We start from the raw sequence: 23,836 nt of genomic DNA, 5'->3' as shown, positions 1-23,836 counted from the left end.
CCCCGGCAGTCACCGGCCCCCCGTAGGATGGTCCGTATGGCAAAGACCGGTACGACGACCCAGGGGCTGCGCGCGGCAATCGAGCGCAGCGGCTACTACCCGGCCCTCGTGGCCGAGGCGGTGGAGGCCGCCGTCGGCGGGGAGCCGGTCGCTTCGTACCTGGTGCACCAGGAGACCACCTTCGACTCCAACGAGGTGCGCCGGCATGTCACGGTCCTCGTGCTGACGGGCACCCGCTTCATCGTCAGCCACACCGACGAGCAGGCCGCCGACACCAGCTCCCCGACGCCGTACGCCACGACGTCCACCGAGTCCGTCAAGATCGACCGGATCTCGTCCGTCGTGGTCAGCCGCGTGGTCGCCGACCCGGAGAAGTACGTGGCCGGCACCCTGCCCCGCGAGGTCGTCCTGACCATCGGCTGGGGGGCCGTCTCCCGCATCGATCTGGAGCCCGCCGCCTGCGGCGACCCCAACTGCGAGGCGGACCACGGCTACACCGGCAGCTCCACCGCCGACGACCTGAGCCTGCGCGTCAGCGAGGCCGGTGACGGCCCGGACGCCGTGCGCCAGACCCTCGCCTTCGCCCAGTCCCTCTCCGAGGCCACGGCCGCGACCGCGGCGACCGGCCGCTGATGGCCCAGCCGGCCTGGCAGGACCCCGTTCTGCTCGCTCCCGACACCGCTCCCGTGCCCGAGTACGGCAGCGGATCCCTCGCGGACCTGCTGCCGACGCTCGCCGCCGGGCAGGGGGTACCCGGCTTCGAGGCGACGATCCCGGAGCTCACGCCCGCGGACCGCAACTGCGTCTTCCTGATCGACGGGCTCGGCTGGGAGCAGATCAAGGCACATCCGGACGAGGCGCCGTTCCTGCACTCCCTGCTCCCCACCTCCCGAGGCGGCACCGGCCGGCCGGTCACGGCCGGCTTCCCGTCCACGACGGCCACCTCGCTCGCCTCGGTCGGCACGGGGCTGCCCCCGGGCGAGCACGGCCTTCCCGGCTACACCGTCCGCAACCCGGAAACGGGCGAGCTGATGAACCAGCTCCGCTGGAAGCCGTGGACCGCGCCCAAGGTCTGGCAGCCGTACCCCACCGTCTTCCGGCTGGCCGACGCGGCGGGCGTGGCCACGGCCCAGGTCTCCGCCCCCACCTTCGAGCAGACCCCGCTCACCAAGGTCGCGCTCAGCGGCGGTTCGTTCCTCGGCCGGCTCTCCGGCGAGGAGCGGATGGACGTCGCCGCCGAACGGCTCGCCGCCGGCGACAGGTCCCTCGTCTACACCTACTACAGCGAGGTCGACGGCAAGGGCCACCGTTTCGGCATCGACTCCGACGCCTGGCGCGGCCAGCTCATGTATGTCGACGGGCTCGCCCGGCGCCTCGCCGAGCAGCTCCCACCCCGTTCCGCGCTGTACATCACCGCGGACCACGGCATGATCGACATCCCGTTCGACGAGCAGTCCCGGATCGACTTCGACGAGGACTGGGAGCTGCGCGCCGGTGTCGCCCTGCTCGGCGGCGAGGGCCGCGCCCGTCATGTCTACGCGGTCCCCGGGGCCGAGGCGGACGTGCTGACCGTCTGGCGCGAGGTGCTGGGTGAGCAGTTCTGGGTGGCGAGCCGGGACGAGGCCGTCGCGGCGGGCTGGTTCGGTCCGCGGATCGACGAGCGGGTGTACGGCAGGATCGGCGACGTGGTGGCGGCCGCCCACGACGACGTGGCGATCACCGCATCGGTGAACGAACCCCACGAGTCGGCGATGGCAGGGATGCACGGCTCGCTGACAGCCGTGGAGCAGCTGGTTCCGCTTCTGGAAGTACGCTCGTAACCCACGATCCCGCAGCCGCGCTCCCCTACGGACCGCCCTCGTACCGCACCCTGTGCACCCTCCTTCTTGCACCACACCTGAAAGGCGCCCGACTTCTCATGTCCGAGCTTGTGTTCTTCTCCGGAACGATGGACTGCGGAAAGAGCACGCTGGCCCTCCAGATCGGCCACAACCGGTCGGCCCGCGGCCTGCAGGGGACGATCTTCACCCGTGACGACCGGGCGGGGGAGGGGAAGCTGTCGTCGCGCCTGGGCCTGGTCACGGATGCCGTCGAGGCCGGCGAGGGCATGGACCTGTACGCCTACCTGGTCGACCAGCTGTCCAAGGGCGGCCGGGTCGACTACGTGATCGTGGACGAGGCGCAGTTCCTGGCCCCGGAGCAGATCGACCAGCTGGCCCGTATCGTCGACGACCTCGACATGGACGTGTTCGCCTTCGGCATCACGACGGACTTCCGCACGAAGCTCTTCCCGGGCTCGCAGCGCCTGATCGAGCTGGCCGACCGCATAGAGGCCCTCCAGGTCGAGGCGCTGTGCTGGTGCGGGGCCCGTGCGACGCACAACGCCCGCACCGTAGGCGGTGAGATGGTGGTCGAGGGCGCCCAGGTGGTCGTCGGCGACGTGAACCACCCGGCGGGGGAGACCGGCTACGAGGTTCTCTGCCGCCGCCACCACCGCCGCCGCATGACGAGCGCCGTAGCCCTCGCGGGCGCCCTCTCGCCGGACGTCCTCCCGGTCAACCACGCCTGACCGCGATCCCCGTATCCGTCCCGCAGCCGTTTCTCCGACGACCCGTCACCCGGCACGTCCGCCCGCCCAAGAGGCAGAGGGAAGCCGGTGTGTACGGGGCGGCACGTTCCTGAGCCGCGCGAACGGCGGTGGCTCCCGGTCGGACACCGAACCGGTCCGCCGTTCCCGGATGATCCACGCCCATCCACGCCGCTCAGCTCGAACCAACGATAATTAAACGGTCAATCTTAATGTCATACCGATGGTGACTGGCTTGTTCTCGCCTCGGGAGGCGTCTTCGGCGCCGGGAGTGCCGGGGACCGAGAAGAACGCCGAGTACGCCGGTAGCGCTGGCGCGGAGAAGAGCTGCGCAGGGTGTCACCTCCGAGACGGAAGAGGCGATCCATGCCGGATTCCGCGCCCCGGGCGGCGGCTCTCCCGCCGGACGTCCTGCCCCGTCCCGCGGGCCGGACGCCGCCGGACCGCGCGGGCGCGTGGGCCCGGCGCTCAGCCCCCGACCGACCGCTGGATCGTGAACACAGCGCCCTCCGGGTCGGCGACCGTGGCCAGCCTCCCGCTCGGGGTGTCCCGCGGCGGCTGCAGGACATGTCCGCCGAGCTCCACGACGCGCGCCGCGGACTCGTCGGTGTCGGCCACCTCGAAGTAGGTCATCCAGTGCGGTCCCCGATCGCGCTGCAGGGCGTTCCCCACCCCGTGGAGGGCGGCCACCGGCCGGCCTTCCAGGTGCAGCGTCTGATAGTCGAAGTCGGCCGAGACGACCGCCTCGGCCTCGAAACCGAACACGACCTGGTAGAACTTGGCGACCGAGGCCGTCTCCCGGGTGACCAGTTCGTTCCACACAGGGGTGCCCGGCACGCCCTTCAGGACCGTACCGAGGTGTTCGGCGGCCTGCCACACGCCGAACACCGCCCCGCCCGGGTCGGAGACGATCGCGAGGCGGCCGGCGCGGCCGGCGTCCAGCGGTCCCACCGCCACCGTCCCGCCGCACGAGCGGACGGCCTCGGCCGTGGCGTCGGCGTCGTCCGAGGCGAGGTAGGTCGTCCAGGCGATCGGGAGATGCCGGTCGGGAGGCAGCTGGCCGATACCCGCGACCTCCTTCCCCTGCAGCAAGGCGCGGACGTAGGGCCCCAGTTCGTCGGGCCCCGGACTGAACTCCCAGCCGAACAACCGGCCGTAGAACTCCTGGGTCGTTGCCAGGCCGTGCACGATCAGACTCACCCAGCACGGTGCTCCGGGCACGCGCCGGGCGGCAGCCTCGGTCATCTTCGTCTCTCTCCTCGCACCATCGTGGTGGCCGTACGGGTCACGCCAGCCGATACGCCCTCCAGCGGTACGAATGCGGGCACGTACGCTCCGTGTCGATGCTCGCACCACCGAGCTTCGCAGACACCCCGGCCGCGCCGCGTTTCGGGGTAACGGTCACGAGGAAGGCCGTTTTGGTGCGGTACATCCCTGCCACAGTCGCGCCCGGCATCGTGCCGGAGGCCGGAGTCCCTGCGCGAAGATGGCACCCATGAAGCCCATCATCACCGCATCCGAATACGTGAGCGAATCGACCGGACCGCGTCCGCCGGTGCTCCTGGACGTCCGCTGGCAGCTCGGCGGCCCGCACGGCCGCGCCGACTACGAGGCCGGGCACATCCCCGGCGCGGTGTTCGTCGATCTCGACGCGGAGCTCGCCGGCCCGGCAGGCGGCGGCGGCCGGCACCCCTTGCCGGACCCGGAGGCCTTCGGGGCCGTCATGCGGCGTGCGGGAGTCTCGCCGGACACGCCGGTGGTGGTCTACGACGGAGGCCAGGGCTGGGCGGCGGCCCGCGCCTGGTGGCTGCTCCGCTGGACGGGGCACCGTGATGTCCGGGTGCTCGACGGCGGTCTCGCCGCCTGGACCGGCGAACTCAGCGACGAGACACCGCACCCAGCTCCCGGCGACTTCCGGCCCGAGCCCGGCGCGCTGCCCCTGCTGGACGCGGACGGCGCCGCGGCACTCGCCCACTCCGGACTGCTCCTCGACGCGCGGGCCGCCGAGCGCTACCGGGGGGACGTGGAACCGATCGACCGCGTGGGCGGCCACATCCCCGGAGCGGTCTCCGCGCCGACCACCGGCAACGTGGCCGAGGACGGGCGCTTCCTTCCCGCCGAGGCATTGGCCTCCCGCTTCGCCGCCCTGGGCGTGGACGGCGGGGCCGAGGTGGGCGTCTACTGCGGATCGGGCGTCTCGGGCGCGCACGAGGTGCTGGCGCTGGAGATCGCCGGACAGCGGGCGGCTCTGTACGCGGGCTCCTGGTCCGAGTGGTCCTCGGACGAGTCCCGTCCCGTCGCCACCGGGCCGGACCCCCGCTGACGGAACGCAGGGCCCTCACGGCAGAGCGCCCGCACGGCAGAGGGCCCGCACGCGGTGGCGTGCGGGCCCTCGTCGCGCGCAGGGGCGCCACGGCGCTCAGGGGCGCTCCGGCGCAGGAGCGCCGTCCGTCGTGCTTGCTGCCGCTGCGGTGCCGCGGCCTGTCAACCCTGCACCGGGCCTCAGTCCTGCTTCTTCCTGCGGGTGCCGAAGACGATCTCGTCCCAGCTGGGCACGGCGGCCCTGCGGCCCGGACGGACTCCGTCCGCCTCGGCCTGCCGGTCGGTCGTCCCCGTCAGCCGGTCGCGATGGCCGGCCACCGCACGCGGCATCAGGACATCGGCATAGGCCGAACCGGCACCCGCGGACGCCACCGCGGCCGGGGGCTCGTCCGCCTCGGGCTCCTGGGACGCGGGTTCGATCGCCGGCGGCTCGGGCTGGGAGGGGCGCTCCGGCACCACCATGTCGCCACGGAAGCTCGGCACGGCCTCCAGCAGGCTCGTCAGCGAGTCGCGCTCGACTGCGGACACGCCGCCGAACCGCTCCTCGGGCTCGGGTGCGGGCGGGGCGGGCCGCTCGATCTGACGGTCGAGTGCACGGTCCAGCGGCCGGTCCCGCGGAAGCCGCGCGATCCGGGGCACGAACGGGAAGCTCGGCTCCGGGGCGGCCACGTCATCGGTCTCGCCGATCAGCGAGCGCGCCTCTTCGTCCACGGCCTGGACCAGCCGCCGCGGCGGGTCGTAGGTCCAGCTCGCCGAGTGGGGTTCGCCCGCCACGCGGTAGACCAGGAGGACCTCCCAGGTGCCGTCGTCCCGGCGCCAGGAATCCCACTGGACGGTCTCCCTGTCCGCGCCGCGCAGCAGGAGGCGCTCCTGCACCGCCTCACCGAGCTGGGGGCCGGCGTTCTCGCCGGGACGGCGCACGGGAGTCTTCCGGGCACGCTCGGCCATGAACGCGCGCTCGGCGAGCACGGGTCCCTCGAAGCGGCGCACGCGGTCCACCGGGATCCCGGCGAACTGGGCGACCTCCTCGGCGGAGGCACCGGCTCGTATCCGTGCCTGGATGTCGCGGGGCCGGAGGTGGCTCTCCACCTCGATCTCGATCTGGCCGAGCCGGGCGCGGTCATTGCGAACGGCGGCACGGAGCCGCTCATCGATCGGAAGCGTGTACTCCGTGCTGTCCGCAGCTTTGAGCACCAGTCGTGTGCCGTCGTTCGAGACGGCCACGACACGCAGTTCGGGCATGGGAACCTCCCGGGTGGTGCCTGCCGACGTCACGTGCGTCGCTGCTTCCGCTAGTCGAGTGTGACCTGCCCGGGTTCAGCCTGCCACAACCTTGCCAAGTTCCCCGGCGTGTCGGGCCTTGGCCCTGGATCGACACGGTGGCACGGTTACCTGTTCGTGACGCGCAGCGACCTGGTGGTCGCTCCGTGTCGCGGGCGCCCGTGCGATGCCGCGGCGCCGCCGGTTCGAGTGCCGTCTCAGGCTCTCTCCCGTAAGTCCCGGATACCCATGCGGGAGTCCGGCCCCAGGGCTCGCCACAGTACTCCATTCGGGCCATGCGGGTGGACCGGCGCGCCGCCGGAGTTCTCGCCGGGTGCGGGGGCCGGGACACCTCGTCGCCCTGGCTGCCCCCTCCAGCGTGTGCTGCTTCACAGAACCTCCAGAACCGGAACTATTCGCTTCGCTCATATGTCCCTTCCTGGTGCAAGGTGGGGTGGTTGTCGAGCAAGGGCTGGTAATGGTGCAGAAGCCGCAAGGTGATGCGGGATCCGAGGAGAGGCGCATAGATCTGAGCCTGCCGCAGGTCGCGGGCAGTGCCGTGGCGGCCGTCGCGGCGGCGGTGATGGCGTCGCAGCTCGGCGTGTACGGAACGATCGCAGGCGCGGGCGTGATGAGCGTGGTGGCGACCTGTGGTGGCTCGGTCTTCCAGCACTTCTTCCGTCGCACGGGGGAGCAGATCCGCGAGGTCACGGTCCAGGTGAAGCATCCGGGGGGACGCCAGGTGACCGTCCGCACGAGGGACACGGTTCCGGCCGCCCCGAAGCCGCAGGACGACGCCACGACGGTGCTGCGTACGGCGCGGCCGGACCGTGACGCCACGGAGGGGGTCACGAACGACCCGGAACGCACGCAGTTGCTCGGAGCGGTCGGCCCCTGCCTGCCCGGCGCCGCGGACCCGGAGCGCACGCGGCTGCTCCGGCGGGTCGATCCGGAGAGCACCCAGCTGCTCCGGCGGGTCGATCCGGAGAGCACCCAGCTGCTCGGGCGGGTCGATCCGCAGCGCACGCAGCTGATCAGGAACGACCCCGAGCGCACGCAGCTGTTCGGGCAGGAGGCCGCCGGTCCGCCCGACGTGTACTCGGAAGCGCACACCCATGGCACCCGCGTCCGCGGCTGGAAGCGCCCGGCCCTCGCGGCCGTCGCGGTCTTCGCCGTGTCGATGGGCGGTATCACGGTGTACGAACTGGCCTCGGGCAACGACCTCAGCGGCGGCGGCGGCACGACCGTCGGTTCCGTGGTGCGCGGCGGCCACGGCGCGACGACGACCGACCCGGCTCCCACGAGCAGCACGGACCCGGAGCGCAGCGCCGGCCCGGAGGACCGCGAGCCGGGCGCCGACAGCTCGTCCGCCCCGGCGACGGACCCCGGTGACGGCCAAAGCTCCGCGCCCGGCAGCGGTGACGGCGACACGTCGACGACGGAGCCGGACCCGGCGCCCTCCACGACCGGCGGGAGCACGGCGCCCGAGCCCACCGGCTCCGCGGCGCCCGAGGACAGCGCCCCCGCCTCGCCGGACCCGACCGCGTCCGGCGACGCACCGACCGGCGAGGCCGGGACCGGGGAAGGACAGGAGGGCGGCCAGGCCACCGGCCGGTGACCCGCGGTCGCCGCCGGGGTCAGTCGCCGAGTACCCGGCGCAGATAGTCGTTGCCGAACAGCCGTCCGGGGTCGAGCCGGTCCCGCAGGGTGGTGAACTCGCCGAACCGCGGGTACGCCGCGGCCAGGTAGCCGGCGTCCCGGGTGTGGATCTTGCCCCAGTGCGGGCGTCCGGCGTAGCCGGTCATGATCCGCTCGACGGCCGTGAAGTACGCCTGGTACGGGGTGCCCCTGTACAAGTGCACCGCGATGTACGCGCTTTCCCGGCCCGAGGCCGTGGAGAGCGTGATGTCGTCCGCGGGCGCCGTGCGGACCTCCACCGGGAAGCCGACGCGCAGGGGTGAGCGCTCGACCATGGCCCTTACCTCGCGCAGGGCCTCGACCGCGGCCTCGCGCGGGAGGGCGTACTCCATCTCGACGAAGCGCACCCGCCGGGGGCTGGTGAAGACCTTGTACGGGAGGTCCGTGTACGTACGGGCCGACAGGGCGCGACTGGAGATCCGCGCGAGGGTGGGGATGGTCCCCGGCATCGCACGGCCGACCGAACAGGCGACCTGGAAGATCCCGTTGGAGAGGAGCTCGTCCTCGATCCAGCCGCTGATCCTTCCGGGCGGAGCGGCGGGGCCCGCGCTGCGGTTGTTGCGTTTGGTGTTGCAGTTGCCGGTGTGAGGGAACCAGTAGAACTCGAAGTGCTCGTTCTCGGTGACGAGCTGCTGGAAGTCGGCCGTGACCCGGTCGAAGGTCATCGGTTCCTCACGCGCCCGCAGCAGGAAGACCGGTTCCACCGCGAACGTGACCGCGGTGATCACCCCGAGCGCTCCGAGCCCTGTCCGGGCGGCCGCGAAGACGTCCGGGTGCTCGGCCGGCGAACAGCGCAGGACCGTGCCGTCCGCGGTGACCATCTCCAGCGCCCGTATCTGCGCGGATATCGACGCCGACTCGCGGCCGGTGCCGTGGGTGCCGGTGGAGACGGCCCCGGCGACCGTCTGCTCCATGATGTCGCCCATGTTGGTCAGCGACAGTCCCTCACGGGCGAGGGCGGTGTTCAGCCGCTTCAGCGGGGTGCCGGCCCCCACCGTCACGGTCATCGCCGTCCGGTCGATGTTCCGGACACCGGCCAGCAGGTCCGGGCGTACGAGGACCCCGTCGGTGGCCGCCGTCGCCGTGAACGAGTGCCCGGTGCCGACGGGCTTGACCCGCAGACCGTCCTCGGACGCCCTGCGCAGCACCTCGGCCAGTTCGTCGACGGAGGCGGGCGCCACGGCCCGCACCGGCCGGGCGGTGACGTTGCCCGCCCAGTTACGCCACGTGCTCGTCGTCGTCCGTGCGTAGGTGTCGGTCATCTTCCCCGCGCCCTCCCGTAGGAACCGGCTCGGCGAGCCGGCGATGCCCCAGGAGCGCCACCGCGGCCGCGAGCGCCCCCGCCACGACGGGCACCGCGTACCCCGCCCCTGCCCCGGCGGCGTCGACCACCCAGCCCGCGGCGGAGGAGCCGAGCGCCACTCCGACCGCGAGTCCGGTACCGGTCCAGGTCATGCCCTCGGTCAGCCGGGTGCGCGGTACGTGCCGTTCGACGAGAGCCATGGTGGTGACCATCGTGGGTGCGATGGCGAGGCCCGCGACAAAGAGCGCCACGGCCAGGAACGGCAGGCTCCCGGCCAGTTGGAGGGGGATCATACTCACGGCCATCGCGCACACGCCCACCAGCCACCGGGTGGACGGCTTCCCCCGCAGGTGCAGCAGGCCGAAGACCGCTCCGGCCAGACACGACCCCAGAGCGTAGACCGCCAGGACGAGACTGGCCGCCGCCTTGTGGCCGCGCTCCTCCGCGAATGCCACCGTCACCACGTCGACCGCACCGAAGATCGCACCGGTCGCGACGAAGGTGATCACGAGCACCTGGAGGCCGGGCGAGCGCAGCGCCGAACCGCCCGAGTGGTGCGCCTGGGGATGCGGTCTCGGCTCGGTGGCGCGCTGGGCCGTCAGCCAGAGGACGCCGGTCACCAGGAAGACCGCGGCGAGCAGCGGCCCGGCCTCCGGGAACCAGGCGGTCGACAGGCCGATGGAGACGATCGGCCCGAAGATGAAGCACACCTCGTCGACGATCGACTCCCACGAGTACGCGGTGTGCAGCTGACGGGCGGAGCCCCGGTAGATCTCCGCCCAGCGGGCCCGCACCATCGAACCCATGCTGGGCACGGAGCCCGCGCCGGCCGCGAAGACGAACAGGGTCCAGTCCGGCAGCCGCTGCTGGGCGCAGACCAGGAGCCCGGCGACCGCTGCGGCGGAGAACAGGGTGACCGGGCGCAGCACCCGGCGCTGTCCGTACCGGTCGACCAGCCGGGAGACCTGCGGCCCCATGACGGCCGCCGCCATGGCGAGCGTCGCGGAGAGCGCCCCTGCGAGCCCGTAGCGGCCGGTCATCTGGGACACCATCGTCACCACGCCGATGCCCATCATCGACAGCGGCATCCGGCCGAGGAGTCCCGCGGCCGAGAACCCCAGGGTCCCCGGGACGGCGAAGATGGCACGGTAGGGGCTGGGCAAGAGGAGCTCCGGGGAAGCCTGTCAGGGGTGTGGATGGCCTGCACAGCTTACGGGCGGCCATGGGCGCGAGGGGCCGGGAGGGCGTCGGTTGTGGCGCTGCCGGTGACGGGTGGCAGGATCGGGTCCATGTCCGATCTGCGCGACCCCGCTCCTTACGACGCCCTGCTGCTGCTCTCCTTCGGAGGTCCCGAAGGCCCGGACGACGTGGTCCCGTTCCTGGCGAACGTGACGCGCGGCCGGGGCATCCCCGAGGAACGTCTCAAGGAGGTGGGCAAGCACTACTTCCTCTTCGGCGGCGTGAGCCCGATCAACGCCCAGAACAGGGCCCTGCTCGACGCCCTGCGCAAGGATTTCGCGGCCCACGGACTGGATCTCCCGGTGTACTGGGGCAACCGCAACTGGGCTCCGTACCTCACCGACACACTCCGCGAGATGGCCGCGGACGGGCGCCGCCGGATCGCCGTGCTCGCCACCAGCGCCTACGCCTCGTACTCCGGCTGCCGTCAGTACCGCGAGAACCTCGCCGAGTCGCTGGCCGTCCTGGAGGCGGAGGGACTGCCGGTACCCCGGGTGGACAAGCTGCGGCACTACTTCAACCACCCCGGCTTCGTCCGGCCCATGGTGGACGGCGTGCTGGCCTCGCTGGCCGGCCTCCCCGAGGACGTCAGGGCGGGTGCCCACCTCGCCTTCACCACGCACTCCATCCCCACCGCGGCGGCAGACACCTCCGGTCCGGCCGGTACGCACGGCGACGGCGGCTCCTACGTGGCCGAACACCTCGACGTCGCCCGGACGATCGTCGAGGCCGTGCGCGAGGAGACCGGCGTCGAACACCCCTGGCAGCTCGTCTACCAGTCGCGCAGCGGCGCCCCGCACATCCCGTGGCTCGAGCCGGACATCTGCGACCACCTGGAGACACTGCACGGCAACGGCGTCCCGGCGGTCGTCATGGCCCCCATCGGGTTCGTCTCGGACCACATGGAGGTCCTGTACGACCTCGACACGGAGGCCGCCGCGAAGGCCGCAGAGCTGGGGCTGCCGGTCCGCCGGTCCGCCACGGTCGGGGCGGACCCCCGGTTCGCCGCCGCCGTGCGCGAGCTCGTCGTGGAACGCGCCGCCGCCGAGCGGGGCCGCCCGGCCGAGAGGTGCGCCCTGGGCGAGCTCGGCCCCTCGCACGACCTCTGTCCGGTCGGCTGCTGCCCGGCCAGGGCGCCGAAGCCGGCAGCCGCGGGCGCCGACAGCCCGTTCTAGGCCGGCCGTGTCCGCAGGATCCCGCCCGGCCCACGACGCCCGGCACGCGCACGCGCCGCGTCGCCGGAGGCGTCCGGGTACGCCCCGGACGAGAACGGTCCTCCGCCCTGCGCTCGCCGCAGGCGACGGACGCCGCAGGCCACGCCCTCCGGGCGTGTGCCGGGCCTGCGCGGACACGACCTGGGACGACCTGAGACCCCTCGTGAGGATCACGCCGGGCCCGCGTGCCCGGCGCGTCGTCCGTCCGATCCGTACGCAGGCCCCTTTCCTCGCCGCGCGGGCACCCACCGCCCGTAGCTGCCCCGTCACCCACCTTGGAGCGCCGTGACCGACCCCCTCCTGCCCGAACTGCTCGAACTCGCCCTGGAAGCGGCCCGCCGCGCCGGCGCCCTGCTGCGCGACGGCCGGCCCGCCGATCTGCAGGTGGCGGCGACGAAGTCCAGCCCCATCGACGTCGTCACCGAGATGGACATCCGGGCGGAGAAGCTGATCACCGGCTTCCTCGCCGAGAGCCGTCCCACCGACGGCTTCCTCGGGGAGGAGGGGGCGGGTGCGGAGGGCAGCAGCGGAATCCGATGGGTCATCGATCCGCTCGACGGCACGGTGAACTACCTCTACGGGCTCCCCACCTGGGCCGTCTCCATCGCCGCCGAGCGCGACGGCGAGCGGGTGGTGGGCGTGGTCGAGGCCCCGATGCGCCGCGAGACGTTCCACGCGGTGCTCGGCGGCGGCGCGTACGGGAACGGCGAGACGCTGCGCTGCCGTCCCGCGCCTCCGCTCGACCAGGCCCTCGTGTCGACCGGCTTCAACTACGTCACCGACGTGCGTACCCACCAGGCGGCCGTCGCCCAGCGGCTGATCCCGCAACTGCGCGACATCCGGCGCGGCGGGTCCGCCGCCATCGACCTCTGCGACGTCGCGGCGGGCCGGCTCGACGGCTACTACGAGCGAGGGCTCCACCCGTGGGACCTGGCCGCCGGTGACCTCATCGCCCGGGAGGCGGGGGCCCTCACCGGCGGACGCCCCGGGCTGCCCGCGGACGGGGACCTCACGGTCGCAGCGACCCCGGGCGTCTTCGAGCCCCTCCAGGCGATCCTGGACGACCTGGGCGCCTGGCACGACTGACCCGGCCCGGCCCCTGGAGGGGGCACCTGCGCCGGCCGGGCACAGAGAGGGCCCCGGGAGCCTGCTTCGGCTCCCGGGGCCCTCTCATGGCGGCTCAGACGCTTGAGGCGCCGATTTCGACGCCGTGCTCGGCGGCGAGGCGGTGCAGGTCGTCCAGCTCTCCCTGCTCGACGTCCGCGAGGAAGTCGTCGCCCGTCTCGCGAGCCCTCGTGAGGTCGGACTCGGTGGTCTTGATTCGTTGCAGCAGACCTGCGGTGAAAGCGTCCATGAAGCGCCCCCTCATCGTGGGTCGGTGGCACGGGGGTGTGCCCGGATTCCCCGGCCGGGGCCGGAGGCGGGTGATCACGCAGTCCCTCTGGAAACAGAGCGGGCTGTGGTACGCCACATGCATGGCGTGATCGCGGGGTGTGAATGCGTACTCCCCGGGCCGGCTCCCGGAGAAACCTCAACTGGCCCGCTATTCCGATGGATTCCCCGCGGCCGCGGGCCTGCCCGCGTCGTCTTACCGCCGGTTTATGCGCGTTACAGGCAGGATGGACGCGCACAGTCGGTGCCGCTGACGTGCAGCGAGCGGCCGGGAAAGATGGCCGCTCCCCGTATTTTCCGGAGAACTAGGGAAGGACTGCGCCGTGCGCGTACTCGTCGTCGAGGACGAGCAGCTGCTCGCCGATGCGGTGGCCACCGGACTGCGCCGGGAGGCCATGGCCGTCGACGTCGTCTACGACGGAGCCGCGGCTCTGGAGCGCGTCGGGGTCAACGACTACGACGTCGTCGTGCTGGACCGGGACCTTCCACTGGTGCACGGCGACGACGTCTGCCGCAGGATCGTCGAGCTCGGCATGCCCACCCGGGTGCTCATGCTCACGGCCTCCGGTGACGTCAGCGACCGGGTGGAGGGCCTGGAACTCGGCGCGGACGACTACCTGCCCAAGCCCTTCGCCTTCAGTGAGCTGACCGCGCGGGTGCGGGCCCTGGGCCGGCGTACGACGGTCGCGCTGCCGCCCGTGCTGGAGCGCGCCGGCATCAAGCTGGACCCCAACCGCCGCGAGGTCTTCCGGGACGAGCAGGAGATCCAGCTCGCCCCCAAGGAGTTCGCGGTCCTCGAGGTCCTGATGCGCAGCGAGGGCGCGGTCGTCTCCGCCGAGCAGCTGCTGGAGAAGGCCTGGGACGAGAACACCGACCCCTTCACCAACGTGGTGCGGGTCACGGTCATGACCCTGCGCCGCAAGCTCGGGGAGCCGCCCGTCATCGTCACCGTCCCCGGTTCCGGATACCGGATCTGAGGGCGTGATGGCAGCTTCTCCCCGGCCGGTCGCAGCGCCTCCCAAACCGACGTGGGAGCCCAAACAGCAGGAGGCCCCCTACCCCTGGCTGCGTCCGACGATCCGGATACGGCTGACGCTGCTGTACGGCGGCATGTTCCTGATCGCCGGCATCCTGTTGCTCTCGATCATCTACATGCTGGCCGCGCAGGCCCTGAACGTGGGGAGCGACCTGCCGTTCCAGATCGTGAACGGCCAGGTCACCAGCGAGGTGTGCGACCTGCCGAAGAACGCGACCCCCGAGGCGTTCAACGCGGCGATGAACCGGTGCGTCAACCATCAGCGTCAGCAGGCGCTGGACTCCTTGCTGAACCGCTCGCTGCTCGCCCTCGTGGGCCTCAGCATCATCGCGTTCGCCTTCGGCTACGCCATGGCGGGCCGTGTCCTGTCCCCGCTCGGCCGGATCACCCGCACCGCCCGCCGCGTGGCCGGTACGGACCTCTCGCGCCGGATCGAGCTGGACGGCCCGGACGACGAGCTGAAGGAGCTCGCCGACACGTTCGACGAGATGCTCGACCGTCTGGAGCGCGCTTTCACGGCGCAGCAGCGGTTCGTGGGGAACGCCTCGCACGAACTGCGCACACCGCTCGCCATCAACCGCACGCTGCTCGAGGTGCATCTCTCCGACCCGGAGGCTCCCACGGAGCTGCAGCAGCTCGGCAAGACGCTCCTGGCCACCAACGAGCGCAGCGAGCAGCTCGTCGAGGGCCTGCTCCTGCTCGCCCGGAGCGACAACCAGATCGTCGAACGCAAACCGGTCGACCTGGCCGAGGTCGCCGACCAGGCCATCGACCAGGCGCGGGCGGAGGCTGCCGCGAAGGACGTGGAGATCCGCGGTGAGCGGGCTCCGGCCGTCGTCCAGGGCAACGGCGTCCTCCTGGAGCGCATCGCGCTCAACCTCGTCCAGAACGCGGTCCGCTACAACGTGGCGGAGGGAGGCTGGGTCGAGGTCACCACCGAGCTCCAGCACGGACAGGCGCTCCTCATGGTCTCGAACACAGGTCCTGTGGTGCCGGCGTACGAGATCGACAACCTCTTCGAGCCCTTCAGGCGGCTGCGTACGGAACGTACAGGCAGCGACAAGGGTGTGGGGCTCGGCCTGTCGATCGCGCGATCCGTCGCGCGGGCCCATGGTGGCCGTATCATCGCGGAGCCTCGTGAGGGCGGTGGTCTCGTGATGCGCGTCACCCTTCCGGTCTGAGAGGCTTCGCGGTGTGAAGCCGCAATGGATCGCTCTGTTCGCTTTGGGCGGAATTTTAGAGGCTCATCTCCACCCCGCCCCTGTGTGATCGATCACAGGAGCGATTTTCGGTCCCTCCACTCTCCGTGATCACATCTCTCCCTGAAAGCCTGGAAACGTCCGGGTTTCCAGGGGGCGATATCACGGGAAGTACACGGGGTGGCGCCCGTGTAGTGCAGCAATCGGACCGTGTACGGTCCCCTTCGCCACCCAAGCTGATCGCTCCCGAGAGGTCGGGTTGGGTGTCGATTGAGTAACAGACCTTGATGTGAGGCAAAATCTCCGCCTCAGGTCGGGCACAAGTCCGGCCTCTCACGCGTTACGTGCGCTGAGACACCGCAGACACCCATGAGGGGGAGAGCGACATGGCAACGGATTACGACACCCCACGGAAGACCGACGACGACGTCGATCAGGACAGCCTCGAGGAGCTCAAGGCTCGTCGGAGCGACAAGACGGCATCGGCCGTCGACGTGGACGAGTTCGACGCGGCAGAAGGACTGGAGCTGCCCGGAGCAGACCTGTCCAACGAAGAGCTCGCAGTGCGGGTTCTGCCCAAGCAGGCCGATGAGTTCACCTGCATGAGCTGCTTCCTCGTGCACCACCGCAGCCAGCTGGCACGGGAGAAGAACGGCCAGCCGATCTGCCGCGACTGCGACTGAGGCCGTCGGCCGTGGCAGGCGACACACCGTTCCGGAAGCGGCGCTTGCGGCGCACGAAGTCGTCGGAGGCGGATCAGGGCGGCACCGGCCCGGCAGAGGGCGCAAGCCCCACTGCCGAGCAGCAGGCCGCCCTGCAGGCCTCTCCCGGCACATCTGACGACGAGCGGGGCCGGCCGGCCTCGCTCGAAGCAGTCCGGGCGGCGGGCTCACCGCGGCGATCCGGACAGGACGGCCGCGAGGAGCCCACGGGGTCCGGCCGTCTGAACACCCTGAAACGAGGCGTACGCAAGGGCGGGGAGAGCGCCAGAGCCGCGGTCGCCCAGCTGGCCGACCGGATCATCGACACGGCTCCGCGCGTCCCCGTGCGCGACCTCCACACCCTGCGCAGGCACTTCCCGGGGCTCGGCCCCGAAGAGCTCGCCGACAAGCTCGTCGCCGGCGCCTGCAACGCCACGGCGACCGTCGGAGCCGGCATCGGGGCGGCGGCCATGATGCCCGTGCCGCCCGCCATGATGGCCGAGCTGGCGGCGGAGATCACCGGCGTGGCCGCCATCGAGATGAAGCTCGTCGCCGAGCTCCACGAGGTCTACGGCCTGCGCCCGCCGGGCAACCTCGGACAGCGCAGCACCGCCTACCTCACGTCTTGGACGGAGGAGCGCGGAATCGACGTGTCACGCCCCACCACGCTGAACGCGGCGCTGGGCGGTCAGATGAAGCGCGAACTGCGCCAGCAGATCATGAAGCGCATGGTGCGCGACCTGCCCAATCTCATCCCGTTCATGGTCGGCGCCGCCGTCGGCGCGGTGATGAACCGCCGGGACACCAGAAGGCTTGCCGAGCGCGTCAGGAACGACCTGCGGCGCCAGCAGGTCCCCTGGGACCGGCTGCCCGGCCTCCCGCCGCTGGAACAGCCCGAGGAGCCCGTGGAGGAACTGCCCGAGGGCCTCGACGGCCCCGGCGCCTGACCGCTCTCAGGCGGGCACGCCGGCCAGGGCCGCGACGAGGGCCTGCGGCTCCCTCGTCGACAGGTAGACGTACGGCGTCGGGTCGGCCGGGTCCGTGATCCGCACCCGCACCGCTGTGGGCACGTAGCTGCGCAGCACCATGAACGCCCGGGGATCCGCCTTGTACGAGCGCCAGGCACGCGCCTCGTCCCGGTCGAGTACCTCGGCGTCACCGAGTGCCTCCAGCGGGATCCGCGCGTCCCCGGCGACGAGGGCGCCCGAGACGACCCGGATCCGGGCGGAGCCGTACGAGCTCACGACCGCGGCCGCCACGGCCGTCCCGGCCACCAGGCCGCCGAGCATGGGCAGGGTGCCGAGCGGGAGGAACATCAGGGCACAGGCGATGCCGATCCCGAAGGCGATGAGCCACCACGACCGGGGCGCGGTGAGACGTTCGTCGAAGGGCGGTGCGGAAGGCTGCATGAAGCCAAGCTTGGCACGGCGAGACCGTCGGTCGGCCGCGCGGGTAAGGTCTGCGCCTGTGAGTGGAACATCTACACGCCTGACACCCCCGGCCGGCGCCGTGCGGCCGGTGCGGCATGCCGACGCCCCGGCCCCCGGAGAGCTGCTCGGATCGCACTACGAACAGTGTTTCGGGTGCGGAAGTGAGCAGCCGCACGGACTGCACCTCCAGGCCCGGGCCGGCGAGGGAGTGACCGTCACCGCCGAGTTCACCGTGAAGCCCGCGCACCAGGGTGCTCCCGGGCTCGCCCACGGTGGCGTCCTGGCGACGGCGATGGACGAGACGCTCGGTGCGCTCAGCTGGCTGCTGCGGCTCATCGCGGTGACCGGACGTCTCGAGACCGACTACGTCCTGCCGGTGCCGGTCGGCACGGTGCTCTTCCTGGACGCCGAGGTGACCGCCGTGCACAACCGGAAGATCTACTGCCGTGCCACGGGCCGGATCGGAGGCCCCGAGGGGCCTGTCGCGGTCCGCGCCGAGGCTCTCTTCATCGAGGTCAAGGTGGACCACTTCATCGACAACGGCCGGCCCGAGGAGATCCAGGCGGCCATGTCCGACCCGGACCAGGTCCGGCGAGCCCGCGCCTTCGAGGTGAACCCGTGACGCGCCACTCCGTCGACGTGCTGATCCGCCGGATCGACCCGGACGTGCCGATTCCCGCCTACGGGCACCCGGGCGACGCCGGTGCCGACCTGGTCACCACCGAGGGCGCCGAGCTCGCCCCGGGTGAACGCGCGGTGCTGCCCACCGGTGTGTCGATCGCGCTGCCGGACGGGTACGCGGCCTTCGTGCACCCCCGCTCCGGCCTCGCGGCCCGCTGCGGAGTGGCCCTGGTGAATGCCCCGGGGACGGTTGATGCCGGGTACCGTGGGGAGATCAAGGTAATCGTGGTCAATCTCGACCCACGCGAGACCGTGCGGTTCGAGCGGTTCGACCGGATTGCCCAACTGGTCGTCCAGCAGGTCGAGAAGGTGCGCTTCCACGAGGTGGCGGAACTCCCCGGCTCGGCGCGGGCCGAGGGGGGCTTCGGGTCCACCGGCGGTCATGCCGCCGTGGACGGCGTCAGGGGCGGTAACACCCAGGGTGGGAACAGCTACGCTTCGGTCGTATCCGACCGGGAAGGACAGTGACGTGTTCGGACGTCGCAAGAACAGTGGGTCCGCCGAGGACGCGGCGGACGAGGCGCGCGAGGCCGAGCAGGTCGCCGACGAGCTGAACGGCGCGGACGGTGCCTCGGGCAGCTCACGCCGCACCAACCTCCCGCCGGCCCCCCGGCCGGACGGGCCGTGGGACGTCTCCGAGGTGTCCCAGCCCGGCGAAGGCCGGGTCGACCTCGGCGGCATCTTCGTGCCCGGCGTCGAGGGCATGGAGCTGCGGGTGGAGGTCGCCGGTGACGCCATCGTCGCGGCCACCGTCGTGCTGCGCGACAGCGCGGTGCAGCTGCAGGCCTTCGCGGCGCCCAAGAAGGAAGGCATCTGGGGAGAGGTCCGCGAGGAGATCGCCTCGGGCATCACCCAGCAGGGCGGGATCATCGACGAGGTCGAGGGCCCGCTGGGCTGGGAGCTGCGTGCCCAGGTCCCCGTACAGCTTCCGGACGGGACGAACGGCGTGCAGCTCGTGCGCTTCATCGGCGTCGACGGGCCGCGATGGTTCCTGCGCGGCGTGATCTCCGGTCAGGGCGCCGTGCAGCCGGAGGCCGCAGGTCTGCTGGAGACCATCTTCCGGGACACCGTGGTCGTCCGTGGCGAGGGCCCGATGGCCCCGCGCGACCCGATCGTCCTCAAGCTCCCCGACGACGCCCAGATGGTGCCGGAGGGTGTGCAGCAGGAGGACCAGGAGGGCTCCAAGTTCTCCGGGGGCATGGGCCAGCTCCAGCGCGGCCCCGAGATCACCGAGGTGCGCTGACCCGCTCCCGTCAGCATGTCGAGGCCGGTGGGCCGCCCCCTTCCCTGCGGGCGGCCCACCGGCCTTCGCGCTGCCGGGGCCGCGTGTGGGCGATCACCCGGAAGGTCCGGGAACCCGTCCCCACGCCGGCCCCGGAAGCATTGCCCGGCCGACTGCCTCACGCACATACTGGCGGCGGCCAGGGAGCAGGACGCACGGCAGCGTACGCACGGGGGAGAGCGATGACACGGAGCACCGGCAGGCGGGGCGGCACGGCGACGGCCGACAGCCCGGCCGGCGGACCCATGGTGCGGGTCGAGGACCTGCACCGCTCGTTCGGGACCGGCGCCACCGCCGTGCACGCCCTGCGCGGGGTCTCCTTCGAGATACCGCGCGGGGAGCTCGTCGCGCTCAAGGGCCGCTCGGGATCCGGGAAGACGACGCTGCTCAACCTGGTCGGCGGCCTGGACACCCCCGACGCGGGCCGGATCACGGTCGGTGGAAGCGTCCTGTCCGAGCTGGGCGAGGACGGGCTGCTGGAGCTGCGCCGGGAGCGGATCGGCTTCATCTTCCAGTCGTTCGGACTCATCCCGATCCTCACCGCGGCGGAGAACGTCGGCGTACCCATGCGGCTGCGCAAGGCCGACCCGCGCGAGCGCGAGGACCGGGTGGCCCTGCTGCTCTCCCTCGTGGGCCTCGGGGACCACGCGCAGCAGCGCCCGGCTGAGCTCTCCGGCGGCCAGCAGCAGCGCGTCGCCATCGCCCGCGCGCTCGCCAACAGGCCGGCGCTCCTGATCGCCGACGAACCCACCGGGCAACTCGACGCGGAGACCGGTCTCGCGGTCATGGAACTGCTGCGGGCCGTCGTGCGCAGCGAGGGCGTCACCGCTCTCGTGGCCACCCACGACCCCCAGCTGCTGGGCTTCGCGGACCGGGTCCTGGAACTCGGCGACGGGCACATCGTCGAGGAGGCGTGAGCGCGTCGGGCAGGAGCACCGGACGCGCCGGGTCCAGGAAGGCGCCGGATTCCCGTCGATGAGGACCCGGCATCCACCCCCGGCCCTATTTGCCGGGAATGCTCGGGGTAGCTTCGGGAGTGGCTCCCGCACCGGCGGCAGCCGGTTCACAGAAGACGATGGGGCCATGGCACGCGGCACGCTACGGATCTACCTCGGCTCGGCACCCGGCGTCGGCAAGACGTACGCGATGCTTTCCGAGGCCCACCGCCGGGTGGAGCGGGGTACGGACTGCGTCGTCGGGTTCGTGGAACACCACGGGCGGCCCCGCACCGAGGTGCTGCTGCACGGCCTGGAGCAGATCCGCCGCCGTGACATCGAGTACCGCGCGGCCGTGTTCTCCGAGATGGACGTCGACGCCGTCCTGGAGCGGGCACCGGCTGTCGTGCTGGTGGACGAGCTCGCACACACCAATGTGCCGGGATCCCGCAACGCCAAGCGCTGGCAGGACGTCGAGGAGCTCCTGCAGGCCGGCATCGACGTGATCTCCACCGTCAACATCCAGCACCTGGAATCCCTCGGCGACGTCGTCGAGGCGATAACGGGCGTGCGCCAGCAGGAGACGATCCCCGACGAGGTGGCCCGCAGGGCCGACCAGGTCGAGCTCGTCGACATGTCCCCCCAGGCACTGCGCCGGCGCATGGCCCACGGCAACGTCTACCAGTCCGACAAGGTCGACGCGGCCCTCTCCAACTACTTCCGCCCCGGCAACCTCACCGCCCTGCGCGAACTGGCGCTCCTCTGGGTCGCGGACCGGGTCGACGAATACCTCCAGCAGTACCGCGGCGAGCACGACATCAGCACCCCCTGGCAGGCCCGCGAGCGCATCGTCGTCGGACTGACCGGCGGACCCGAGGGCCGTACGCTCATCCGCCGCGCGTCCCGGATGGCGGCCAAGGGCTCCGGCAGCGAGATCCTCGCGGTGTACATCGCCCGCAGCGACGGACTGACCTCCGCCTCGCCCAAGGAGCTCGCCGTCCAGCGCACGCTCGTCGAGGACCTCGGGGGCACCTTCCACCACGTCATCGGCGACGACATCCCCTCGGCGCTCCTGGCCTTCGCCCGGGGCGTCAACGCCACCCAGATCGTTCTCGGCTCCAGCCGCCGCAAGACCTGGCAGTACGTCTACGGGCCCGGTGTCGGCGCCACCGTCGCCCGGGAGTCCGGCCCCGACCTGGACGTCCACATCGTCACGCACGAAGAGGTGGCCAAGGGACGCGGACTGCCCATCGCCCGCGGCGCCCGGCTCAGCCGCACCCGGATCCTCTGGGGGTGGGCGGTGGGCGTGGGCGGACCCGCGTTCCTGACGCTTCTCCTGCGGAGCCTGGAGAACGGGCCGGGACTCGCCAACGACGTCCTGCTCTTCCTCTTCATGACCGTAGGGGCGGCCCTGCTCGGCGGGCTGGCACCAGCCCTCGCCTCCGCCGCGGCCGGCTCGGTCCTGCTCAACTACTGGTTCACACCTCCCACCCACACCCTGACCGTGCAGGACCCGGAGAACTTCGTCGCCATCGTGATCTTCTTCGCGGTGGCCGTCGCGGTCGCCTCCGTCGTGGACCTGGCGGCCCGCCGGACCCATCAGGCCGCGCGGCTGCGCGCCGAGTCGGAGATCCTCTCGGCCCTGGCCGGGAGCGTCCTGCGCGGCGAAACGGCCCTGGACGCCCTTCTGGACCGCGTCCGGGAGACCTTCGCCATGGAGTCCGTCGCGCTGCTGGAGCGGCAGAGCGACGTCGAGCCGTGGACCTGCGCCGGGTCCGTCGGACCCGCTCCGGTGGCCAGGCCGGACGACGCGGACGTGGACATGCCCGTCGGCGACCACATGGCCCTGGCCCTGTCCGGCCGCGTGCTGCCCGCCGAGGACCGCCGGGTGCTCGGGGCGTTCGCCGCGCAGGCCGCCGTCGTACTCGACCGTCAGCGGCTGGTGGACGAGGCCGAGGCGGCCCGGCGTCTCGCCGAGGGCAACCGGATCAGGACCGCCCTGCTCGCAGCTGTCAGCCACGACCTGCGCACGCCGCTGGCCGCCATCAAGGCCGCCGTCAGCTCCCTGCGCTCCGACGACGTGTCCTGGTCCGACGAGGACGAGGCCGAGCTCCTCGCGGCCATCGAGGACGGTGCGGACCGCCTCGACCACCTGGTCGGCAACCTGCTCGACATGTCGCGCCTGCAGACCGGCACCGTCACGCCCCTGATCCGCGAGATCGATCTCGACGAGGTCGTCCCCATGGCGCTCGGCGGCGTGCCGGAGGGCAGCGTCGACCTCGACATCCCCGAGACGCTGCCGATGGTCGCCGTCGACCCGGGGCTCCTCGAGCGGGCCGTCGCCAACATCGTGGAGAACGCGGTCAAGTACAGCCCGGACCGGGAGCGCGTCACCGTCGCCGCCAGCGCCCTGGGCGAACGCGTCGAGCTCCGGGTGGCCGACCGGGGCCGCGGCGTGCCCGACGAGGGCAAGGGGCGCATCTTCGAGCCCTTCCAGCGGTACGGCGACGCCCCGCGCGGCGCGGGGGTCGGCCTGGGACTCGCCGTCGCCCGCGGCTTCGTGGAGTCCATGGGCGGCACGCTGGACGCCGAGGACACCCCCGGCGGCGGCCTCACCATGGTCCTCACGCTCAAGGCCGCACGGGGTCGGGTACGGGACGGCCCCCGGCTGCCGCTGCAGGTCACCTCATGAGGCACCGGGAGCGCACGGCTGCCCCCAACACAGATCATGGAAAGGCAGGGACCCGATGACCCGGGTGCTGGTGGTCGACGACGAACCGCAGATAGTGCGCGCCCTCGTGATCAATCTGAAGGCGCGCAGGTACGAGGTGGACGCGGCGCCGGACGGGGCGACCGCCCTGCAGCTCGCCGCCGCCCGCCACCCCGACGTCGTCGTCCTGGACCTCGGACTGCCGGACATGGACGGCGTCGAGGTGATCAAAGGCCTGCGCGGCTGGACCCGCGTGCCGATCCTCGTGCTCTCCGCCCGTCACACCTCCGACGAGAAGGTCGAGGCCCTGGACGCCGGGGCGGACGACTACGTCACCAAGCCCTTCGGCATGGACGAACTGCTGGCCCGCCTGCGCGCCGCCGTACGCCGCGCCGAACCGGTCGGCCCCGACGGCGCCGACACCCTGGGGGTCGTCGAGACCCAGGGGTTCACCGTGGACCTGGCGGCGAAGAAGGTCCACAGGGAGGGCCGTGACGTGCGGCTCACCCCCACGGAGTGGCACCTGCTGGAGGTCCTCGTCCGCAACGCGGGCCGGCTCGTCGGCCAGAAGCAGCTCCTGCAGGAGGTCTGGGGACCCTCGTACGGCACGGAAACCAACTACCTGCGGGTCTACATGGCCCAGCTGCGCCGCAAGCTGGAGGCCGACCCCGCGCATCCCAGGCACTTCGTGACCGAGCCGGGGATGGGCTACCGCTTCGAGCGCGGCTGACCGCTCATGCCGCGAGCCGTGTCACCCTTTCGGGTGGCAGCCCTGCCGGCCCGCCCTTACCACAGGGGACCGGTACCCTTCCGGTATGAGCGCTGTTCACCGAATCGAGAAGCCAGG

The 23,836-nt window shown here is 72.0% G+C and carries 23 protein-coding genes; 17 read left to right on the top strand and 6 right to left on the bottom strand.

Features of this window, described 5'->3' with window-relative positions:
* Nucleotides 1–36: 36 nt before the first annotated feature.
* The 3 genes from QFZ58_RS09765 (at nt 37) to QFZ58_RS09755 (ending at nt 2,569) form a co-directional block, all read left to right on the top strand.
* Complete coding sequence (locus QFZ58_RS09765) at nt 37–633, top strand: DUF5998 family protein (RefSeq protein ID WP_307124534.1); 597 nt, start codon at nt 37–39, stop codon at nt 631–633.
* Entirely contained in the window at nt 633–1,820 is a 1,188-nt protein-coding gene (locus tag QFZ58_RS09760) for an alkaline phosphatase family protein (RefSeq protein ID WP_307124533.1), read from the top strand. The genes QFZ58_RS09765 and QFZ58_RS09760 overlap by 1 nt, the downstream gene beginning before the upstream one ends.
* 98 nt (nt 1,821–1,918) lie before the next feature.
* Complete coding sequence (locus tag QFZ58_RS09755) at nt 1,919–2,569, top strand: thymidine kinase (protein WP_307124532.1); 651 nt, start codon at nt 1,919–1,921, stop codon at nt 2,567–2,569.
* Nucleotides 2,570–3,055: 486 nt separating this feature from the next.
* Here QFZ58_RS09755 and QFZ58_RS09750 read toward each other — a convergent pair whose 3' ends face one another.
* Nucleotides 3,056–3,832 carry a VOC family protein gene (locus QFZ58_RS09750; RefSeq protein ID WP_307124531.1) on the bottom strand — a complete coding sequence of 259 codons (777 nt, stop codon included), beginning with the start codon at nt 3,830–3,832 and terminating at the stop codon, nt 3,056–3,058.
* Nucleotides 3,833–4,082: 250 nt separating this feature from the next.
* Here QFZ58_RS09750 and QFZ58_RS09745 point away from each other — a divergent pair, with 250 nt between their 5' ends.
* Nucleotides 4,083–4,910 carry a sulfurtransferase gene (locus QFZ58_RS09745; protein ID WP_307124530.1) on the top strand — a complete coding sequence of 276 codons (828 nt, stop codon included), beginning with the start codon at nt 4,083–4,085 and terminating at the stop codon, nt 4,908–4,910.
* A gap of 179 nt (nt 4,911–5,089) precedes the next feature.
* Here QFZ58_RS09745 and sepH read toward each other — a convergent pair whose 3' ends face one another.
* Entirely contained in the window at nt 5,090–6,151 is a 1,062-nt protein-coding gene (gene sepH / locus QFZ58_RS09740) for a septation protein SepH (protein ID WP_307124529.1), read from the bottom strand.
* A 496-nt stretch (nt 6,152–6,647) separates the two neighbouring features.
* Between sepH and QFZ58_RS09735 the strand changes: the two genes are divergently transcribed.
* Nucleotides 6,648–7,787: a hypothetical protein gene (locus tag QFZ58_RS09735; RefSeq protein ID WP_307128812.1), complete on the top strand. Its 1,140-nt coding sequence runs from the start codon at nt 6,648–6,650 to the stop codon at nt 7,785–7,787.
* A gap of 19 nt (nt 7,788–7,806) precedes the next feature.
* Here QFZ58_RS09735 and QFZ58_RS09730 read toward each other — a convergent pair whose 3' ends face one another.
* Both QFZ58_RS09730 and QFZ58_RS09725 read right to left on the bottom strand, forming a co-directional pair.
* Entirely contained in the window at nt 7,807–9,129 is a 1,323-nt protein-coding gene (locus QFZ58_RS09730; protein ID WP_307124528.1) for a D-arabinono-1,4-lactone oxidase, read from the bottom strand.
* Entirely contained in the window at nt 9,086–10,333 is a 1,248-nt protein-coding gene (locus QFZ58_RS09725) for an MFS transporter (RefSeq protein ID WP_307124527.1), read from the bottom strand. Before QFZ58_RS09725 ends, QFZ58_RS09730 begins: the two co-directional genes overlap by 44 nt.
* Before the next feature lie 126 nt (nt 10,334–10,459).
* Here QFZ58_RS09725 and QFZ58_RS09720 point away from each other — a divergent pair, with 126 nt between their 5' ends.
* Nucleotides 10,460–11,584: a ferrochelatase gene (locus QFZ58_RS09720; RefSeq protein WP_307124526.1), complete on the top strand. Its 1,125-nt coding sequence runs from the start codon at nt 10,460–10,462 to the stop codon at nt 11,582–11,584.
* Between the two features lie 324 nt (nt 11,585–11,908).
* Complete coding sequence (locus tag QFZ58_RS09715; protein ID WP_307124525.1) at nt 11,909–12,709, top strand: inositol monophosphatase family protein; 801 nt, start codon at nt 11,909–11,911, stop codon at nt 12,707–12,709.
* 94 nt (nt 12,710–12,803) lie between these two features.
* Here QFZ58_RS09715 and QFZ58_RS09710 read toward each other — a convergent pair whose 3' ends face one another.
* Nucleotides 12,804–12,977: a hypothetical protein gene (locus QFZ58_RS09710; protein WP_307124524.1), complete on the bottom strand. Its 174-nt coding sequence runs from the start codon at nt 12,975–12,977 to the stop codon at nt 12,804–12,806.
* Nucleotides 12,978–13,338: 361 nt separating this feature from the next.
* Between QFZ58_RS09710 and QFZ58_RS09705 the strand changes: the two genes are divergently transcribed.
* From QFZ58_RS09705 to QFZ58_RS09690, 4 genes are all read left to right on the top strand, one after another.
* The gene (locus QFZ58_RS09705; RefSeq protein WP_073721987.1) at nt 13,339–13,992 is read left to right on the top strand and encodes a response regulator transcription factor; all 654 of its coding nucleotides are present in this window, start codon (nt 13,339–13,341) and stop codon (nt 13,990–13,992) included.
* A 7-nt stretch (nt 13,993–13,999) separates the two neighbouring features.
* A complete protein-coding gene (locus QFZ58_RS09700) occupies nt 14,000–15,232 on the top strand; it encodes a cell wall metabolism sensor histidine kinase WalK (protein ID WP_307124523.1) in 1,233 nt (410 codons plus the stop codon).
* A gap of 404 nt (nt 15,233–15,636) precedes the next feature.
* Nucleotides 15,637–15,933 (top strand): DUF4193 domain-containing protein, encoded by a 297-nt coding sequence (locus QFZ58_RS09695; RefSeq protein WP_003965732.1) that lies wholly within the window; start codon nt 15,637–15,639, stop codon nt 15,931–15,933.
* An 11-nt stretch (nt 15,934–15,944) separates the two neighbouring features.
* Nucleotides 15,945–16,898, top strand: coding sequence for a hypothetical protein (locus QFZ58_RS09690; RefSeq protein ID WP_307124522.1), 954 nt, complete (start codon nt 15,945–15,947; stop codon nt 16,896–16,898).
* Between the two features lie 6 nt (nt 16,899–16,904).
* Here the strand turns inward: QFZ58_RS09690 and QFZ58_RS09685 are convergent, their stop codons facing one another.
* Nucleotides 16,905–17,360 carry a DUF3093 domain-containing protein gene (locus QFZ58_RS09685; RefSeq protein WP_307124521.1) on the bottom strand — a complete coding sequence of 152 codons (456 nt, stop codon included), beginning with the start codon at nt 17,358–17,360 and terminating at the stop codon, nt 16,905–16,907.
* Nucleotides 17,361–17,418: 58 nt separating this feature from the next.
* Here QFZ58_RS09685 and QFZ58_RS09680 point away from each other — a divergent pair, with 58 nt between their 5' ends.
* From QFZ58_RS09680 to QFZ58_RS09655, 6 genes are all read left to right on the top strand, one after another.
* Nucleotides 17,419–18,003, top strand: a complete 585-nt coding sequence (locus QFZ58_RS09680; RefSeq protein WP_307124520.1) for a PaaI family thioesterase — start codon at nt 17,419–17,421, stop codon at nt 18,001–18,003.
* Nucleotides 18,000–18,530, top strand: coding sequence for a dUTP diphosphatase (dut, locus tag QFZ58_RS09675; protein ID WP_307124519.1), 531 nt, complete (start codon nt 18,000–18,002; stop codon nt 18,528–18,530). Before QFZ58_RS09680 ends, dut begins: the two co-directional genes overlap by 4 nt.
* Nucleotide 18,531: 1 nt before the next feature.
* Nucleotides 18,532–19,305 (top strand): DUF3710 domain-containing protein, encoded by a 774-nt coding sequence (locus QFZ58_RS09670; RefSeq protein ID WP_307124518.1) that lies wholly within the window; start codon nt 18,532–18,534, stop codon nt 19,303–19,305.
* 221 nt (nt 19,306–19,526) lie between these two features.
* On the top strand, nt 19,527–20,261 hold the full coding sequence (locus QFZ58_RS09665) for an ABC transporter ATP-binding protein (protein ID WP_307124517.1): 735 nt from the start codon (nt 19,527–19,529) through the stop codon (nt 20,259–20,261).
* A gap of 166 nt (nt 20,262–20,427) precedes the next feature.
* On the top strand, nt 20,428–22,971 hold the full coding sequence (locus tag QFZ58_RS09660; RefSeq protein WP_307124516.1) for an ATP-binding protein: 2,544 nt from the start codon (nt 20,428–20,430) through the stop codon (nt 22,969–22,971).
* 55 nt (nt 22,972–23,026) lie between these two features.
* On the top strand, nt 23,027–23,719 hold the full coding sequence (locus QFZ58_RS09655; protein WP_307124515.1) for a response regulator: 693 nt from the start codon (nt 23,027–23,029) through the stop codon (nt 23,717–23,719).
* The last annotated feature ends 117 nt before the right edge of the window (nt 23,720–23,836 follow it).

It is taken from the genome of Streptomyces sp. B1I3, from assembly GCF_030816615.1.
In the GTDB taxonomy this organism is placed as follows: domain Bacteria; phylum Actinomycetota; class Actinomycetes; order Streptomycetales; family Streptomycetaceae; genus Streptomyces.
The sequence above is the reverse complement of the archived record's forward strand: the minus strand, read 5'-3'. Positions and strand labels throughout refer to the sequence as shown.

Bases quoted from the DNA above. Each gene is read 5' to 3' on its own strand.
- QFZ58_RS09765 (WP_307124534.1), top strand. From the start codon at position 37: ATGGCAAAGACCGGTACGACGACCCAGGGGCTGCGCGCGGCAATCGAG.
- QFZ58_RS09760 (WP_307124533.1), top strand. From the start codon at position 633: ATGGCCCAGCCGGCCTGGCAGGACCCCGTTCTGCTCGCTCCCGACACC.
- QFZ58_RS09755 (WP_307124532.1), top strand. From the start codon at position 1,919: ATGTCCGAGCTTGTGTTCTTCTCCGGAACGATGGACTGCGGAAAGAGC.
- QFZ58_RS09750 (WP_307124531.1), bottom strand. From the start codon at position 3,832: ATGACCGAGGCTGCCGCCCGGCGCGTGCCCGGAGCACCGTGCTGGGTG.
- QFZ58_RS09745 (WP_307124530.1), top strand. From the start codon at position 4,083: ATGAAGCCCATCATCACCGCATCCGAATACGTGAGCGAATCGACCGGA.
- sepH (WP_307124529.1), bottom strand. From the start codon at position 6,151: ATGCCCGAACTGCGTGTCGTGGCCGTCTCGAACGACGGCACACGACTG.
- QFZ58_RS09735 (WP_307128812.1), top strand. From the start codon at position 6,648: ATGGTGCAGAAGCCGCAAGGTGATGCGGGATCCGAGGAGAGGCGCATA.
- QFZ58_RS09730 (WP_307124528.1), bottom strand. From the start codon at position 9,129: ATGACCGACACCTACGCACGGACGACGACGAGCACGTGGCGTAACTGG.
- QFZ58_RS09720 (WP_307124526.1), top strand. From the start codon at position 10,460: ATGTCCGATCTGCGCGACCCCGCTCCTTACGACGCCCTGCTGCTGCTC.
- QFZ58_RS09710 (WP_307124524.1), bottom strand. From the start codon at position 12,977: ATGGACGCTTTCACCGCAGGTCTGCTGCAACGAATCAAGACCACCGAG.
- QFZ58_RS09700 (WP_307124523.1), top strand. From the start codon at position 14,000: ATGGCAGCTTCTCCCCGGCCGGTCGCAGCGCCTCCCAAACCGACGTGG.
- QFZ58_RS09695 (WP_003965732.1), top strand. From the start codon at position 15,637: ATGGCAACGGATTACGACACCCCACGGAAGACCGACGACGACGTCGAT.
- QFZ58_RS09685 (WP_307124521.1), bottom strand. From the start codon at position 17,360: ATGCAGCCTTCCGCACCGCCCTTCGACGAACGTCTCACCGCGCCCCGG.
- QFZ58_RS09665 (WP_307124517.1), top strand. From the start codon at position 19,527: ATGACACGGAGCACCGGCAGGCGGGGCGGCACGGCGACGGCCGACAGC.
- QFZ58_RS09660 (WP_307124516.1), top strand. From the start codon at position 20,428: ATGGCACGCGGCACGCTACGGATCTACCTCGGCTCGGCACCCGGCGTC.
- QFZ58_RS09655 (WP_307124515.1), top strand. From the start codon at position 23,027: ATGACCCGGGTGCTGGTGGTCGACGACGAACCGCAGATAGTGCGCGCC.